The following is a 12,931-nucleotide window of genomic DNA, read 5'->3' on the forward strand; positions in this document are numbered from 1 at the left end:
GATTCAACTCCGTATTCTTAAACGAAATGGAATGAAAGTTAAACAGTGACCACGAGAAATGGATATTGTAATCTTGCTAAAACATTCGATATGGGCTTACAAATGGATGCTGCCGGGATATACTTGTTGTAGAAAACCCGATGAGGAGGAGACATGTGGAATCGGTTGTAAGAACACAATTGTTATCTCTGGTCGAACCGGAATATCAGAAATTCTCGGCTGCGCTCATTCCGAATATCACGAATCTGTTAGGTGTGAGACTGCCTGAAATACGCAAGATGGCGAAACAAATCGTCAAAGAGGACTGGCGTGCCTACCTGAAAACCGCCGATGATGATTATTTTGAAGAAGTGATGTTGCAAGCGATGGTCATCGGTCATGCCCAAGCAGATATCGAGGAACTCCTGCAGCATATTGCCTGGTTTGTTCCCAAAATAGATAACTGGTCAGTATGCGACAGTTTCTGCGGTGGTTTGAAATATACAAAGGCACATCTGGATCAAGTGTGGCAGTTCTTGCAGCCCTTTCTGGTATCCAACCAGGAATATGACATTCGCTTCGGGGTTGTGATGCTGTTGAACTTTTATATGGAAGAAAAATATATCAGCAGAGTGCTTGCTTCATTAGATACCATTCATCACGAAGGGTACTATGTGAAAATGGCAGTGGCCTGGGCAATTTCCATCGCGTATGTGAAACAGCCAGAAGCCACGATGCGTTATTTGCAGGACAATACCTTGGACGACTTTACGTATAATAAGGCTCTTCAGAAAATAACGGAGTCCTATCGTGTTGATCCGGAGACGAAGCAGATCATCCGCAGCATGAAACGGAAAATGAAAAAAACGGTTCGTGTGTAGTATGTGTGCATAACGAGAAAAGAAACCAGATAAAAAACCTACGAGGGGAAAGGACGATTGACCTATGAGAAAGAGCATCATGTGGACCAAAATGGAGTTAGACGGTCGTCCGTGGGTATTGCTTGCCACCGAAAAAGGGCTATGCCGGGTCATCATGCCCAATGAAACGCTGGAAGATTGGAGTAGTTGGATTGGCCGAATTGCTCCTGGAGTGGAGCTCGAAGAGAATGAAGCAGCGTTGAAGCAGACGGGCATGATGGATTGGCTGCAATCCTATTTTGCGGGAGACAAGGTGGCTTTCACAGACGAAATTCCACTTGATTTGATCGGAACAACATTCCAACAGCAGGTATGGGCGGAGTTGGGGAATGTTCCATATGGTGAGACAAGAACCTATGGCGACATTGCCGCAGCGGTGGGAAGACCTTCAGCGGTACGAGCTGTTGGGGCAGCCAATGGAGCCAACCCCATTCCGGTGCTGCTGCCGTGTCATCGCATTATCGGTGCCAACCGCAAGCTGACCGGTTTTCGCGGAGGACTGGAGATGAAGCGAAGACTACTGGATATTGAACAGATTGAAGGCGTGACGGATGGCGGCCATGCGCGGTTTAATTTCTGATCATCCTATTTTCATATAAAAAAGAAGCAGTGAACTATTAGCTAAGTACTTAGCTCGGTTCTAAATATGTACAGGCACTTCCCTAGTGCCTGTTTTTTTTGCATTCTCTAATGGTAGAAGAATGGAAGATGAACGGAAATATTGCGAAAGTAAAGTTTTTGTCTTCCTTCTGGGTTCACGCCGCTATTTTCGCATATACCACATTTTGGGTTATGATGGACGTGTATTACTAGGAAGGCGGAGTCACAGTTCGTTTATGAAATCGATGATCAGGTTATCAGGACTGCACTTGCATACCACCAAGGAAAGGGAAATCGAAGCGAAGAAATGAACAATATTAAAAATACAATTTATTTAAAAATGGGTAGTGTTTTAATCGTTGCTACTATAGGTTGTCTACTTGTTGCTGTGTACTTACGTACCAAATCAAACACGAACATGTATCAATTTTTAACGTGGGACATTTTTTTAGCATGGGTTCCATTCATCATTTCATCAACGATTAGTTATGTAAGCAATAAGAAACTTGCAAGAACGAGCATCGCACTAGTCGGGGTAATGTGTGCAGGCTGGTTGTTCTTTCTACCGAATTCGGCATATCTTTTCACAGAAATTTTGCATGCATTCAGATACTTTGATCCTCAGGGGGAAACTAAATTCTGGGTTAATATTGATTTCTGGTATAGCCTCAGCCTAACATTTGTCTTAGCCATACTGGGTTTACTTCTATCCATTTGCTCGATACATCAAATTCACAAATTGTTAAATAAACGATTAAACCCATTTAGCGGTATGGTAGTTGTAGGCGTTGTTTTACTTCTGAGCAGTCTAGGGGTATATATCGGGAGATTTAATCGGTGGAATAGTTGGGATGTCTTGAAGCAACCCGGTCTAATTTTGAAGGATATCATGACTGATTTAAATGCAGGCAACAGCATTCTGGTTGAATTTGTGGCTATGGTATTTGTGATTCAAGTTTTGGGATATATTACACTTCGTATACTAATGGGGAAGTCCAATAATATCTAGACGATAATCGTATGGAACACCAACGTTTTAACTATTTTTGCTGAATGAGGTCCTATGGTACCATTGACCACAGAAGATGAATCGGTACTCGATGCTAGATAGACCGAGTGGAAAGAGGGAGTGACCATGTTGAAGCAGGAATACTGGTTAACCAACGTATCATTGGAGCAAAGTTATGTGATGGAAGATGGGCAGGTAACTGGCACCCGGACGAGCCTTGGTCATCTGCGGATTGAAGATGGAGTCATTGCAGCCATCATGGACGGGGATACGGAATTAACAAGAGAGTTGCCAAAGGTTGATGGTAAAGGATTGCTGCTGCTGCCTTCGTTCGAGGAAGCCCATATTCATTTGGATAAAACGTATTATGATGCACCATGGAAAGCGGTTCGACGCATCTCCAGCATTTTCGAACGTATCGAAGAAGAGAAAGTGTTGCTGCCCAAGCTATTACCCGATGCAAAGCGTCAGGCGGAGAGCATTCTGAGCCTGATTCAGGGATACGGTTCCACCCATGTGCGCAGTCATTGCAATATTGAACCGGTCAGTGGGTTGAAACGGCTGGAAGCTACAAAGCAGGCATTGGAGTCATTTTCGGGCAAAATATCCTCTGAAATCGTCGCTTTCCCGCAGCATGGACTTCTCCGCTCTAATTCGGTTGAACTCATGCGTCAAGCCATGGCGGAAGGGGCTACTCATGTAGGTGGACTTGATCCTCACACTGTGGACGAGCATATTGAGAAATCGCTAAATGTAATGGTCGAACTGGCTGTCCAGTATCAGGCAGGCATCGATATTCATTTGCATGATTCTGGAGAACCGGGTAAACAAACGTTGCTACAATTGGCTGACTTGACCGAAGAAGCAGGACTTCAGGGTAAAGTTACCGTAAGTCATGCGTTCTGGTTCGCTCGTGCGGAGCAGCAAGAAGCGGAAAATATGGCCATGCGGATGGCTTCCCTTGGTATGAACGTTGCTTCGACCGTGCCTATCGGTAAAATGATGATGCCCCTTCCGATGCTCCATAAACATGGGGTGAACGTGAAGCTGGCGACAGACAGTCTGACGGATCACTGGTCACCGTTTGGCAATGGAGATCAACTGGAGAAAGCCGGCCGTTTCGCCGAACTGTACGGGTATAACGATGAACGCTCCTTGGCTCAGTCTCTTGCATTTGTCACAAGTGGTATCACTCCACTGGATTCAGAGGGCCAACAGGTATGGCCGAAGGTAGGGGATACAGCTAGTTTTGTACTGGTAGAAGCCAGCTGCTCGGCAGAGGCGGTTGCCAGAAGGTCTGCGCGACAAGCGGTATGGTTTGAAGGAAGACTGGTAAGTGGATCAGTAGAATAGAGCATACTCGAATGGATGGACCACGGGAAACCGTGGTTTTTTTGTTCTGGATCTGTAAGGAAAGAACTGCTAATCAGCAGGTGAAAAAAGAGGAAGAAACTGTTCGCATATACCACTTTTTGGGTTATGATGGATCTAGTCATCATTTGAGCGCAAGGAGAGATTGATGTGTCAACAGAGCAAGTGCACCTACAACTTATAACCCCAGAAAACGAATTAGAGTGTATTCAGCTTAAACCGCGTGAAGACCAACTGAATTTGGTAGCAAGTAATGCAGACTCCTTAATACATGCGACGAAGGAGATCACCTCGAAGCCATATGGAATTTTTGCAGAGGACCGCATGGTGGGTTTTATTTTATTTGATAATGAGATATATAATGACGGGTTTTATTGGATACTTCGATTCATGATTGATGAGAAATACCAGGGGAAAGGATACGCCAAACTGGCGATCAAGGAAGTGATTCATAAGTTAAAAGAGAGAACCGATTGCAAGCAAATCAGGGTATCTCATGTGCCGCACAACATGGTGGCAAACGCTTTATATAAGAAATCCGGGTTTCAGGAGACGGGTGAATTCGAGGACAATGGTGACATCATATTAAGTTATTATATAAATTGAGGAGTGGTACCTGATGATCAGAGAGGCCGAAGCAAGGGATGTCGAGGTTATTGAAAGGTTGTACAAAGAATTATTACCGAACAACCTGAATACGAAGGTACTGGCGGAGCGGATTGAAGAAGTAAGGGATAATCCCAACAGTTTCTTATTTGTTTACGAAGTCGATGATCAGGTTATTGGGACTGCGCATTTACATATTTGTCTGGATGCTTTGGTGGAAAATAGACCTTTTGGCGTGGTTGAGCGGGTTATCATTACGGAGCATGTGCAGAGCAAGGGATATGGATCTGAACTTATGAAGTATATAGAGGATGTATGCAAACAGAAAAAATGTATAAAGGTGTTTCTCACCAGTGGTTCATCCAGGTACGAAGCACACGGCTTCTACACGAAGTTAGGGTACGATGGGGAATCCAGCAAGGCTTTTAAGAAATATTTATAAAACAGCTCAAGCTTGATTGTATATTCGTATCCATATTTTTTTTGAATAGATGGGAGGATATATAGATGAAAGACATGAACTATTATGAAACTTTTATTGCAGCAGCAGAAGATTGTCCTGTTAAAGTGGCAGAGATCCCCAAAGCCAAAAACGGCGGCAAAACCGTTCCAGTTTTACAATATGAAATGATAACAAACCACCCTTATCAATATACGCAAGAGGATGTCATGTTTGAAGTGTTCGCGCAGCGCAATGATATACCCTACGAGCAAAGATCCATAGAGAGAACCAAGTTTTTCTCTAAGGGACAACCCTGTCTTCGTACTTCTTCGTTGGGTAAGCGTTACGGTTGGGGTATTCATCATAACTCACAAGGAAAAGTGGCGATCTACGCCGTTGAATCCGAAGCCTATAAAGAGTTCTTAAACGACAGCAGTTTAAAACATGTAAAGGCGATGCGTTCGAGTCGTCAATAGCTCTATCCGTTGGAGCACCAAGTACAAAGAATAAAAACAAACATAGGGCCACATTGAAGGGACTTCAAGACAACCGTTACAAGCAGGAGGTAAGAGATGCACGCTTTAACCAAAGAAACAACTGATACATTATTGGAAGCAATGGAAACATACAAAAGAGTTGCACAAGAACTGATCGACAAATTGATTTCAGAAACCAGCCAGGCTGAAAAGGAAGAGATCATCAATGGAGCGTACCACTTGCTTTCTAATGAAGAAGTATTAAACGGTGAAGAATATCTGAGTGGAAACTGGCATTTCGATGTCCATGGAGAGCATTGCATGTTCGAGAATGCAGAAACAGGGCAAACGTTGGAGGTTTCCCTCGGCAGTAAAAATGATGTGGGTAACATGGACCCTTATTTTTTTTATAACTTTTTGAAATCCACTGCAAATTATGAACACCTGATTGCCTATTTCGAAAATCCCTTTGGGGATATGTTGAATTTATTTGAAAGATTGGCAGCCCAGAACGTGTTGATTCATGTTCATGGTGTTGAATATAGAAAGCTTCTTTAACTACGTACAGCAGTATCCCGTTCATTCAAAGGAATACGTTTGAAGAGAAGAACGGGATTATTCGTTACTACATTAAGAAAGATTAGCGTTGTACGCGTATGACAATATCCTGGTCATGATTGCCGAACCCGGAACCATAAAGTGTTAATCCTCCGACGTTAGCCCCCTCCTCGTCAACCGTGAAACGAAGCGTCCAAAATGGCTGCTCCAGTTGGATATCCTCGATCGTCACGTCTGACATCCGCTCTCCATCCATATACGTACCCGAGCTATCAACACGAATTGTCTTTAATAATCCATATTGATTCACATTACGATGCCACCATGTTGGTGTATATTTGCCTCGGGCAGCTCTTCCGAAGTCAGCGGGGCTTGTCCACGTTCCAAGCGAAATGCCGTTAAACGTAAATTGGATATCCGATGGCCAATGATCTCTTAAACCCGGGGCTTCAGAAGCCAGTTCCACTGAAATCTCAATGGAGTTAGCAGTCTCGTCAGGAAGCATATAGTTAGGTGTTTTGTATTCGACATAACCTCTTCCAAACCAAAGGATGGCAGCGTGAACCCGCTCAGGATCAAGAAAGTAGCGTGGGTCGTCCCAAACACCGATTTCTTTCTCATGCGTCCCAAGACCGCAGGTAGGATAGACTTCAAATGCAGTATAGTGTCCTACCGAAATCGTCTGCTCTCTAATCCTTGCTGTCCGGCTGGCGGATGGTAGTTCGATCTCGATGTTATTTTGTTTGAGGAAACACAATTTGTGCGTGCCTCCATTCAGGCGTATCCGACGGCTATCGATCAGTCCGGCTTGCTCAAGCTTTCGTATGTGCATGGTGACGATGGAGGGGCTAAGTTCTAACGCTGCTGCAATATCCTTCACATTCATTTCGCTAGATGCAATCATATCCATGATCCTCCATCTAACCTCGCTTGCCAGCGCTTCGTATAACGGTATGAATTTTGGATCTCCGTTCGCTTTGATCATCCTTAACAATCTCCTAACCAGATCTATTGAAATCATATATATATTAATTTAACGAAATTAACTTGACTCTTCAACTCTAACGCATTGAAAGAATGATTGCGATAGTGTTTAATTTTTTTATCTGCTTATGAAGTTGGATTCTTAAAAATGTAAATTAGAGAAAAAGAGGTGGCTCAAGTGAAATACAATAATCCCGTCATTAAAGGGTTCTATCCAGATCCGAGCATCTGCAAGGTGAATGACACTTATTATCTGGTGTGCAGTTCTTTTCAGTATTTTCCGGGTGTCCCGCTTTTTGAAAGCAAAGATTTATTGAACTGGACGCAAATCGGTCACTGTTTAACCCGAAAAAGCCAGATTCATCTGGAGACCGTAAGCAGCTCCGGCGGAGTTTTCGCCCCCACAATTCGATACAACAACGGGCGATTCTATATGACCACGACGAACGACACCACGCGTCAGAATTTCTATATATGGACTGATGATATATACGGGGAGTGGTCAGAACCGATTATTGTGGATCAAGGGGGAATCGATCCGGATTTGTATTTTGAAGATGGTAAGGCCTTCTTTATGAGCAACGGAACCGACGATGAAGGAATTGGGGGAATCATTCAGTGTGAAATTGACATTGAAACAGGTAACAAAAAGACCCCAAGTCGTTCAGTATGGCAAGGATCAGGCGGACGTTATCTGGAAAGCCCACATTTGTATAAAATGAATGGTTACTATTACCTCATGGCATCTGAAGGCGGAACCGAATACGGTCATATGGTCACGTATGCGCGGGGAGATTCTCCTTCCGGTCCTTTCGAGCCCTATGCCAAGAATCCTGTTCTGACCAACCGTAATCTGGGTGGTTATGAACTGCAGGGGGTTGGCCATGGCGACCTGATTCAGGACGAGGCAGGCAACTGGTGGATTTTCCATTTGGGATTCCGTCAGAGTGGACAGTGGCTCACCTATCATCATCTGGGCCGGGAAGTATTCCTTACGCCAGTTACCTTTGACGAAGAAGGCTGGTTTACGGCAGGACATAATGGTACGACGCTTATGAGTTTTGACACTGATCGTATCTCTGACACAGTTGTTCAACAAGAGAAAAAAACCTATACGTTCGAGAACACGGATTGGAATCTGGACTGGTGTTATCTTCGTCATCCCAATACAGAAAATTACTTGTTAGAGCAAGGCAACATAAAGTTAAAAGGAACTGAAGTGACACTGGATGTTCCAGCATCCCCGACATTCATTGGCCTACGTCAAAAAGACTTTGACGCGACCATCTCTGTTGACGTTAGTCTTACGAATGGCGAGGCAGGCATCACCATCTACATGGATGAACAGCACCATTATGACTTGGCCATTCGCAAAGAGCAGAGCGGGTATAAGGTAATTGAACGTCTGAATATTGGGGATATCAAATCAGTCGAAAATGAAGTGGAACTGGGAAGTAATCATCATGCCACATTGGTTATACAGGCAAGCCATGAACGCTACAGCTTCCTGATTCATGCAGATGGCAAGGACACCCTCTTAGGTACAGCACAGACGAAATACCTTTCCTCGGAAGTTGCTGGGGGATTTACAGGGGTGCTCATTGGTCTATATGCGAGCGGAGAAGGTTCTGTAGCTGAGTTTTCTAAATTTAAGTGTGATTATATCTGAAAAGGTAAGGGGAGGGACTTTTGTTCCTTCTCTTTTTTTGAATTCTTGTGTTTTCTCAAACAAAAGTGTAGTAACACGTGTTTATGTATTATATAGCCGTAGCAAAGAATGAGTTGTATGCTGAGAATCAAATATAGATAACAACATATTTGGATAACCACCGAGAAGTAAGTTGTAGTAGAGAGGGAGAAGGCAATGAGTGATAAGACTTCATATTCGTTAGTAGCAGCGAATCAAACTAGCTATGCCAAGTATTTTGCGACGTATAGAAAGAATATCTGGTTTAGACCGAGCTGGGCATACCTTCAAGAAATGATGCTAGACGCAAGTGATTGTTATTGGATCTATCAAGATAATCAACGAGTGGGAGGGATTTCTTTGACAAGTAATGAACTTGGTTCTTTCTTTATGATCCCTCCATCCATGTTGACTGTAGATATGGTTCATTTCTTAAAGAATTATGCCATTCAAAATCCAGGGGGGCAGTCAAAAGTAGATGCTTACAATGTTCTGGCTGAACATATTGATGTGTTGAAGTCGGCTGGTTTCGAAGTTTTAAACACAAGGAAATGTATGATTAGACCTACAGAGAAGATCGAAAATGACCTCCATACTGATTGTATTTGTATTAAACCCCAACTGGAACATTTGCCAAGCATTGTTCAAGTCATGAACGAATCATATCGTGGAGGAATGGATGAGGGAAATCTGGATACATATCGGGATGACGTGAGTTATTATTTTGAACATAACCGTCAGGATGAGCTATTGAATGCATCATCGGTTTTAGTAGATAAAAAGACAAACGAGGTTGTTGGATTTTGTTTGATTTCGATGTGGGAGGATATACCTCTTGTGTATGATATAGCAGTTAAGCCGTGCTATAGTAATCAGGGTTTGGGAAGATATATGTTATCCAAGGCGATTTCTCATCTGGAAGGTTTCTCTCCAACCATTCGTTTGTTCGTTACATTAGGAAATAAGGCTGACTATTTATATACCAGATTAGGTTTTCTTTCAGGAGAGGAAACATCTCACTTGGTTTATAGAGTCGTGTAGAGAAATGATTATAGAAACTATACTTAATGAAATCGAAGGGAGGACTACATGGAAGATCAATGGAGAATTGCAACGTATGATCCTGCTTGGAGGCCAATGTTCCTCGAAACCGGGATGAGATTAAGAGAGGCGTTGGGTGAAAAGGCTGTGCGGATTGACCATGTCGGATCAACTTCCATCATCGGAATGGACGCCAAACCGATCATAGATATACAAATTTCCGTATCCAATTACGAAGAATTACCTAACTACAAACAAGAAATCGAAGCGGCCGGCTTCGTATTTAGAGAAGAAAATCCCGATAAAACCAAGCGATATTTTCGTGAAGTGCCCGGAAGCAGGAGAACACATGTACATGTAAGACAAGCAGGGAGTTTCTCTGAGCAGATGAACTTGCTTTTTAGAGATTATTTGAGGGAACATCCAGAGGATCGATTGAAATATGCAGAAGAGAAGCACCGGCTTATGGCTTTATACAAGGACCAGCGTCCAAAATACGTGGAAGGCAAAGGACCGATGGTGTGGAGCATTTTAGAGAAAGCTCATATATGGTCCCAAGAAATCGGGTGGCAACCGGGAGAATCTGACGCATAGGAAACATTCATTGTAGATGGATATCCTTATGGGAGTGGTGAGATGAACATTGGAAGAAAGCTTCTGACGACCGTTCTAACCATCATTAGTTTTACTTTAATTGCAAGTATCATATCCATGAATGAATCTTACAGCTTTGATTTCTATATTCTTGTTTATCTTGTATATGCGACTCCCCTGATCACATTGATTGGGTTACCGTTATCCCTGTTGCTGGATTATCTGTTGAGCAGATCTCGTTTCGCAAATTATGTCATTTATCTAAGTTTGAGAATACTGGGTTATGCATGTGCTGGAGTCTTAGGTATGTATATCTATTATTTGCTCATGGGCGCGGGAGAAGAAATTTTAAATTTTAAAGAAACGATAGTTTTGTCCTTATTTGGCGTTCTAGCTGCTATACTATTTGTGTTGATCGATCTGGGATTGGAAGGTTTGTTAACGGCGCGAAAAAGGAAGAAGGAGTCATAACAAGTGCTGATTTAATATTATTTTTCAGGAGGATATAAGATGCCAACTCATTGTGCACTTCTTGTAATCGATGTTCAGGTAGCCATGTTCGATGAATCAGATCCCGTATATCGGGGGGACTTATTGCTTCAGAGAATACAACATGTCATTTCCAAGGCTCGGCAAAAAGGTCACTCCGTTATCTACATTCAGCACAGTGAAGGAGCAGGCAGTCCCCTTGAGCGTGGAACGGCAGGTTGGACGATCCATCCGTCCATTGCGCCGATCGCGGGTGACCTTATTATTGAAAAGCAGACACCGGATTCGTTTCATGAAACAGATCTGAATCTGAAATTGCAAGAAAACGGAGTGACGGATCTTATTCTGACTGGCATGCAGACGGAGATATGCGTGGATACGACTTGTCGCAGAGCAAGTAGCCTTGGCTACGCAGTAACCTTGGTTCGTGATGCTCACAGCACATGGAATTCCAACATTCTTCAAGCTGAGCAGATTATAGAACATCACAATTCGGTTCTGAGCATGTTTGCGAATGTGGTGGATACCGAAAATGTAATGAATGGATGAGATGAATTGACGTTTAATAAAAGAATATTTAATCTTTCAGCTTGGCTTGCTGTATTAGCTTTGATCTTTATTCCAGGAACAGCCTACACGGAGGGGACTTTACGAACAGAGTATGGTTTTCCTTTGCGGTTCTTTACTGATTATCATTATAAGAGACCTGATGATACGATCTGGTTCCTTTCCAATGTTTATGTGAATGCTCTTCTTTATCTGTTTAATGTCCTGTTTATATACGCTGGAATTCATGTTTTACTCTATGTAAAGAAGAGAATGACGAAGCCAAAAGAGTAGGGAGCTGCGACGATAGCGGCTCTTTTATTTTTACCATATCATGGGTTAAGATAGAAGGCACGAAAAGATTGGGGATGATGATATGAAACAGATTCCAACAGCATGGAATTCAGAGCGACTTTTCATTTCCGATTTGAAAGAATCTGAGATTTTCGATATCCAATCCATTGTTGATACGAGTAACTATGTGCAGGAATGGGACGGACGAGATCATGAGCCGGATTATGTGAGATCATGCTTTGAGAAAGGCAATCTGCCTCAAGAGGGAAGGATGGAGAACTACCGAATTCAGACCATTCGTACGATTCAGGAAAACGAAAATATAGGTGTGTTGAGCCTGTACCATGGCTACCCCATGGAGAATTCCGTTTATCTCGAATTTTTGTATATTCATAGTGAGACCCAGAAGCAGGGTTATGGACAAGAAATGATGCATGCGTTAACCCAATTGTTTTTCGAGCTTGGTTATAAGGAAATCAGAATCAACGTGGCGCTCAAAAATTGGCCTGCATTACGATTTTGGACCAAATCGGGATTTGATCAGATTAGCGGGATTTACGGAGACCTTGAATATTCAGATAAGACTTTTGCCAATATGGAACTGATCAAAACACTTAAAAAGCATGATATATAAATTGAACTAAACATTTACACGAGAACGTAGAGGGCAGAAATAACCTGAAGAAGCGGAGCGTTCGCCTTTATCCCCGGATTTTCCCCTTTGAAAAAGGGATTCCAAAAAATCTGGGGATAACAGCGATCAGAAGGTTGTTCTGTCATCGGAGTGGCAAGTGTAAATATTTTTTAGTTCAATTATATAGAAAAGGAGAATGGCTAAATGGAATCTTTCTTTCGTTATAACTGGATCGTGCGTGAGCAATGGTTTCAGTGGTGTGAGGATGTACCGCTGGAAGAGCTGCTTCGACCTCGGACGGGGGGAGTAGGCAATATTTTGCAAACGTTTTTTCATATCATCGATGTAGAGTGGAGCTGGCTTCAATTATTGCAGGGCAAACCGGATGGTATGGAGAATTTTGATGATTATAAAACACTGGAAGCCGTACGACAATTCGACCGCAAGCTGCGACCTGATGTGGAGGCATTTGTTCTATTCTGGGATTCCGACATGGAAAAGAGACCCTACATCGATCCTGAATTGGATAGCACCGTCGTCAAGGAATCGTGGGGAGAAGTGATGCGTCACGTGATTGCTCATGAGATTCACCATATGGGGCAATTATCCGTATGGTCCAGAGAACTGGACAAGAAGCCCGTGTCTGCGAATTTCATTGGTAAAGGACTTATTACACCTGACAACTAGAGTGAAAAGGAGAC

At 43.0% G+C, this 12,931-nt stretch carries 16 protein-coding genes; 15 read left to right on the plus strand and 1 reads right to left on the minus strand.

Going from position 1 to position 12,931, the window contains the following annotated elements; genetic code table 11:
• Positions 1–155: 155 nt before the first annotated feature.
• The 8 genes from ACR1R9_RS03210 (at position 156) to ACR1R9_RS03245 (ending at position 5,961) form a co-directional block, all read left to right on the plus strand.
• Positions 156–860 (plus strand): DNA alkylation repair protein, encoded by a 705-nt coding sequence (locus ACR1R9_RS03210; RefSeq protein WP_433921777.1) that lies wholly within the window; start codon positions 156–158, stop codon positions 858–860.
• A gap of 79 nt (positions 861–939) precedes the next feature.
• Positions 940–1,479, plus strand: coding sequence for a methylated-DNA--[protein]-cysteine S-methyltransferase (locus ACR1R9_RS03215; protein WP_433921776.1), 540 nt, complete (start codon positions 940–942; stop codon positions 1,477–1,479).
• Positions 1,480–1,806: 327 nt separating this feature from the next.
• Positions 1,807–2,508: a DUF1361 domain-containing protein gene (locus ACR1R9_RS03220; protein ID WP_433921775.1), complete on the plus strand. Its 702-nt coding sequence runs from the start codon at positions 1,807–1,809 to the stop codon at positions 2,506–2,508.
• 126 nt (positions 2,509–2,634) lie between these two features.
• On the plus strand, positions 2,635–3,861 hold the full coding sequence (locus tag ACR1R9_RS03225; RefSeq protein ID WP_326066130.1) for an amidohydrolase: 1,227 nt from the start codon (positions 2,635–2,637) through the stop codon (positions 3,859–3,861).
• A gap of 168 nt (positions 3,862–4,029) precedes the next feature.
• Positions 4,030–4,485 carry a GNAT family N-acetyltransferase gene (locus ACR1R9_RS03230; protein WP_175383344.1) on the plus strand — a complete coding sequence of 152 codons (456 nt, stop codon included), beginning with the start codon at positions 4,030–4,032 and terminating at the stop codon, positions 4,483–4,485.
• A 13-nt stretch (positions 4,486–4,498) separates the two neighbouring features.
• On the plus strand, positions 4,499–4,927 hold the full coding sequence (locus tag ACR1R9_RS03235) for a GNAT family N-acetyltransferase (protein WP_326066129.1): 429 nt from the start codon (positions 4,499–4,501) through the stop codon (positions 4,925–4,927).
• A 65-nt stretch (positions 4,928–4,992) separates the two neighbouring features.
• Complete coding sequence (locus ACR1R9_RS03240) at positions 4,993–5,403, plus strand: DUF6157 family protein (RefSeq protein WP_433921774.1); 411 nt, start codon at positions 4,993–4,995, stop codon at positions 5,401–5,403.
• A 96-nt stretch (positions 5,404–5,499) separates the two neighbouring features.
• Positions 5,500–5,961 carry a DUF6896 domain-containing protein gene (locus tag ACR1R9_RS03245; protein ID WP_433921773.1) on the plus strand — a complete coding sequence of 154 codons (462 nt, stop codon included), beginning with the start codon at positions 5,500–5,502 and terminating at the stop codon, positions 5,959–5,961.
• A gap of 82 nt (positions 5,962–6,043) precedes the next feature.
• On the opposite strand, the gene ACR1R9_RS03250 is transcribed toward ACR1R9_RS03245, so the two are convergent.
• Complete coding sequence (locus ACR1R9_RS03250; RefSeq protein ID WP_433921772.1) at positions 6,044–6,946, minus strand: ArsR/SmtB family transcription factor; 903 nt, start codon at positions 6,944–6,946, stop codon at positions 6,044–6,046.
• Between the two features lie 177 nt (positions 6,947–7,123).
• Between ACR1R9_RS03250 and ACR1R9_RS03255 the strand changes: the two genes are divergently transcribed.
• The 7 genes from ACR1R9_RS03255 to ACR1R9_RS03285 all read left to right on the plus strand — a co-directional run bounded on the left by ACR1R9_RS03255 (position 7,124) and on the right by ACR1R9_RS03285 (position 12,917).
• A complete protein-coding gene (locus ACR1R9_RS03255; RefSeq protein WP_433921771.1) occupies positions 7,124–8,614 on the plus strand; it encodes a glycoside hydrolase family 43 protein in 1,491 nt (496 codons plus the stop codon).
• Positions 8,615–8,809: 195 nt separating this feature from the next.
• Entirely contained in the window at positions 8,810–9,673 is an 864-nt protein-coding gene (locus tag ACR1R9_RS03260; protein WP_433921770.1) for a GNAT family N-acetyltransferase, read from the plus strand.
• 48 nt (positions 9,674–9,721) lie between these two features.
• Positions 9,722–10,267, plus strand: a complete 546-nt coding sequence (locus tag ACR1R9_RS03265; protein WP_433921769.1) for a GrpB family protein — start codon at positions 9,722–9,724, stop codon at positions 10,265–10,267.
• A 42-nt stretch (positions 10,268–10,309) separates the two neighbouring features.
• Positions 10,310–10,738, plus strand: a complete 429-nt coding sequence (locus ACR1R9_RS03270; RefSeq protein WP_076287840.1) for a hypothetical protein — start codon at positions 10,310–10,312, stop codon at positions 10,736–10,738.
• 39 nt (positions 10,739–10,777) lie between these two features.
• Complete coding sequence (locus ACR1R9_RS03275; protein WP_076287841.1) at positions 10,778–11,305, plus strand: cysteine hydrolase family protein; 528 nt, start codon at positions 10,778–10,780, stop codon at positions 11,303–11,305.
• Positions 11,306–11,678: 373 nt separating this feature from the next.
• Positions 11,679–12,230, plus strand: a complete 552-nt coding sequence (locus ACR1R9_RS03280; protein ID WP_433921768.1) for a GNAT family N-acetyltransferase — start codon at positions 11,679–11,681, stop codon at positions 12,228–12,230.
• A 204-nt stretch (positions 12,231–12,434) separates the two neighbouring features.
• The gene (locus ACR1R9_RS03285) at positions 12,435–12,917 is read left to right on the plus strand and encodes a DinB family protein (RefSeq protein WP_433921767.1); all 483 of its coding nucleotides are present in this window, start codon (positions 12,435–12,437) and stop codon (positions 12,915–12,917) included.
• The last annotated feature ends 14 nt before the right edge of the window (positions 12,918–12,931 follow it).

It is taken from the genome of Paenibacillus taichungensis (assembly GCF_050994985.1).
Lineage (GTDB): Bacteria > Bacillota > Bacilli > Paenibacillales > Paenibacillaceae > Paenibacillus > Paenibacillus taichungensis.

Bases quoted from the DNA above. Each gene is read 5' to 3' on its own strand.
- ACR1R9_RS03215 (WP_433921776.1), top strand. From the start codon at position 940: ATGTGGACCAAAATGGAGTTAGACGGTCGTCCGTGGGTATTGCTTGCC.
- ACR1R9_RS03220 (WP_433921775.1), top strand. From the start codon at position 1,807: ATGAACAATATTAAAAATACAATTTATTTAAAAATGGGTAGTGTTTTA.
- ACR1R9_RS03225 (WP_326066130.1), top strand. From the start codon at position 2,635: ATGTTGAAGCAGGAATACTGGTTAACCAACGTATCATTGGAGCAAAGT.
- ACR1R9_RS03235 (WP_326066129.1), top strand. From the start codon at position 4,499: ATGATCAGAGAGGCCGAAGCAAGGGATGTCGAGGTTATTGAAAGGTTG.
- ACR1R9_RS03240 (WP_433921774.1), top strand. From the start codon at position 4,993: ATGAAAGACATGAACTATTATGAAACTTTTATTGCAGCAGCAGAAGAT.
- ACR1R9_RS03245 (WP_433921773.1), top strand. From the start codon at position 5,500: ATGCACGCTTTAACCAAAGAAACAACTGATACATTATTGGAAGCAATG.
- ACR1R9_RS03250 (WP_433921772.1), bottom strand. From the start codon at position 6,946: ATGATCAAAGCGAACGGAGATCCAAAATTCATACCGTTATACGAAGCG.
- ACR1R9_RS03260 (WP_433921770.1), top strand. From the start codon at position 8,810: ATGAGTGATAAGACTTCATATTCGTTAGTAGCAGCGAATCAAACTAGC.
- ACR1R9_RS03265 (WP_433921769.1), top strand. From the start codon at position 9,722: ATGGAAGATCAATGGAGAATTGCAACGTATGATCCTGCTTGGAGGCCA.
- ACR1R9_RS03270 (WP_076287840.1), top strand. From the start codon at position 10,310: ATGAACATTGGAAGAAAGCTTCTGACGACCGTTCTAACCATCATTAGT.
- ACR1R9_RS03275 (WP_076287841.1), top strand. From the start codon at position 10,778: ATGCCAACTCATTGTGCACTTCTTGTAATCGATGTTCAGGTAGCCATG.
- ACR1R9_RS03280 (WP_433921768.1), top strand. From the start codon at position 11,679: ATGAAACAGATTCCAACAGCATGGAATTCAGAGCGACTTTTCATTTCC.
- ACR1R9_RS03285 (WP_433921767.1), top strand. From the start codon at position 12,435: ATGGAATCTTTCTTTCGTTATAACTGGATCGTGCGTGAGCAATGGTTT.